We start from the raw sequence: 2,515 nt of genomic DNA, 5'->3' as shown, positions 1-2,515 counted from the left end.
TTTTAGTAGTGAGAGGATTATAATCAGACTTATCTTTTTGTTCCCCGCTGTTAGAGAATACTCCACAAACTATTGTGATGTTTAGACTGCAACCTTACAATAATCAACACCGGCTATGACTCTGGTCATAAAACCACCGGCCTGCCCAGTCTATTTTTGCATAAAGCAGCCTGAAAATATTCAAAGGACTATGCAAAACAGAAAATTACTTCCCATCATAATGCCGCTTATCCTGATATCTCTTCTTTTAGGCATCTGGGCGGGATGGATACGTATAGGCTGGGCTTTCCCGTTTCCCATCTCTCCCATTGCAGGTAGGCATGGCGCTATTATGGTGGGCAGCTTTCTCGGTACCCTGATCAGTCTTGAGCGTGCGGTAGTCCTGAAAAAGAACTGGGTTATGATCGTTCCGGCCCTCAGCGGGATAAGTCTCGTGTTTTTCCTGCTGGATATGGACACCTGGGCATTCGCTGCCCTTACTGCAGGGAGTCTGGGACAGGCCATCATCATGGGGTACTTCCTTGAAAAGTACAAGCAATCATACATGATCATACTCTTTGCTGGATCGCTATGCTGGCTGGTGGGCAATCTCATGTTACTCACTTACAACATGTACCCACTGGCTGTTTCGTGGTGGATTGGTTTTCTGCTCCTGATCATAACCGGTGAAAGGCTTGAGCTCACGCAATTTTTGCCTATCAGGAAAAACAGCAGACTCATATTACTGGTAGCACTGGCTGTTTTTGTAACCGGTATTATTATGCCCTTCCATGGCAATGGCCGCTTGCTGGCTGCCATTGGATTAATCTTCACAGGTATATGGCTGCTTAAGTTTGACATGGCCACAAAGTCGGTCAAAAAGCACGGGCAGCACCGGTTTTCCGCACTGCTTTTGCTTATAGGCTATGGCTGGTTGATAGCAACGGGTGCGTTGATATTAAGTGGCGACCTTTACGGCTTTCTTTATGACGCGGTTTTGCACGCCTTCTTTATCGGTTTCGTATTCTCTATGATCTTTGCCCACGGCCCGATAATCCTTCCCGGGGTTTTGGGTATAGGGGTAAAACCTTACCATGCATCACTATACCTCTGGGCATTTGCATTAGAGGTTTCATTGATGATAAGAATAATAGCAGATCTCTTATCCATGCCCGACCTGCGTATGTGGGCGGCTATGGTCAACGGATTGTCAATGGCAGTATTTTTCGTTTCTATGGCTGTATTGATTTATTTAGGGATTAGAAAAAGCAAGTTAGCTATATGAATAACAGCCGCATGATCAAAAAATGGGTCTTTTTGTCTTTTGTATACCTTATCCTGGTGGGGTTCCTAGGCTGCTTGCTCCGTTTGATTTTCTTCTACCCGATAGAAGGAGTCAACTTTAAGTACTTCCTGCATGGCCACTCTCACCTCGCTTTCCTGGGCTGGTTGTTCAATGCCTTTTTTGCTGCTTTGGTATTTACCTATGTTCCTGAAAAAGCAAAAACATATAAGATCATGTTCTGGCTGCTCCAGGTGGCTGTAATGGGGATGCTCATTACTTTCCCCATACAGGGCTATGCTGCAGCTTCCATTACTTTTTCTACGTTGCACATTTTATTGTCATATTGGTTTGCAGGTAAATTTCTAAGGGACACCAATAAACTTCACAACCGTCCACTTTCTTTGGTTTTCATTCGCTGGGGCTTGTTGTTTATGGTGCTGTCATCCATCGGCCCGTTTGCACTGGGTGCCATCATGGCCAAAGGCTTAGGTGGATCTGATCTCTATCAGTTGGCTATCTACTTTTACCTCCATTTCCAGTACGACGGCTGGTTTAGTTTCGCAGTTTTCGGACTCTTTTTCAGAATTCTTGAGATCAACGATATCGCTTTCTCTAATGGTCATGCCCGCCGCTTCTTGTGGCTGATGTTGATAGCCTGCATACCGGCATACAGCCTTTCCACCTTATGGACGCAACCTCATACATACGTGTATGTCATAGGTTTTTTATCAGCCATCTTGCAGCTCATGGCTTTATTTTATCTGATGCTGATCATCAAAAGAGCCGGAAAGGATATGCAAACTAAACTAACGCCATGGACAGTACGGCTATTCCAATTCGCTTATGTATCATTTATCATTAAAATACTCCTTCAATTTGCATCGGCCTTCCCTACCATCGCTGACCTGGCTTTTACGGTACGCAACTTCACCATTGGCTATTTGCATATTGTCTTCCTCGGTTTTGTCAGCACATTCCTCATCGGCTGGTTTGCTCAGGTTAACCTCATAAGTATCAACAGCAAGCTTGCCAAAAGCGGAATTGTGTTTTTCCTTCTTGGCTTCATCCTGAGCGAGGCGATTATTTTCCTCCAGCCCACGCTTTTCATGGCAGGCCTGGGTATGCTGCCCTTTTACTTCGAAGGACTTTTTTGGGTGTCGTTGTTGATGCCGGTTGGGGTTTTGTTTCTGGTTTCTGGGGTGAGGTTTTTGATTACAAAAGTACCGATTACTGGTCACTGATTACTTACAA

Annotated in this window: 2 protein-coding genes; both read left to right on the top strand. The window is 44.9% G+C overall.

Features of this window, described 5'->3' with window-relative positions:
* Positions 1 to 190: 190 nt before the first annotated feature.
* Entirely contained in the window at positions 191 to 1,264 is a 1,074-nt protein-coding gene (locus tag E1163_RS19925) for a hypothetical protein (protein ID WP_155174220.1), read from the top strand.
* Positions 1,261 to 2,505 (top strand): hypothetical protein, encoded by a 1,245-nt coding sequence (locus E1163_RS19920; RefSeq protein ID WP_155174219.1) that lies wholly within the window; start codon positions 1,261 to 1,263, stop codon positions 2,503 to 2,505. Before E1163_RS19925 ends, E1163_RS19920 begins: the two co-directional genes overlap by 4 nt.
* Positions 2,506 to 2,515 lie beyond the last annotated feature (10 nt).

The organism is Fulvivirga kasyanovii, assembly GCF_009711405.1.
Lineage (GTDB): Bacteria > Bacteroidota > Bacteroidia > Cytophagales > Cyclobacteriaceae > Fulvivirga > Fulvivirga kasyanovii.
Note: the sequence above shows the minus strand (reverse complement) of the source record. Positions and strands in the feature narration are given on the sequence as shown.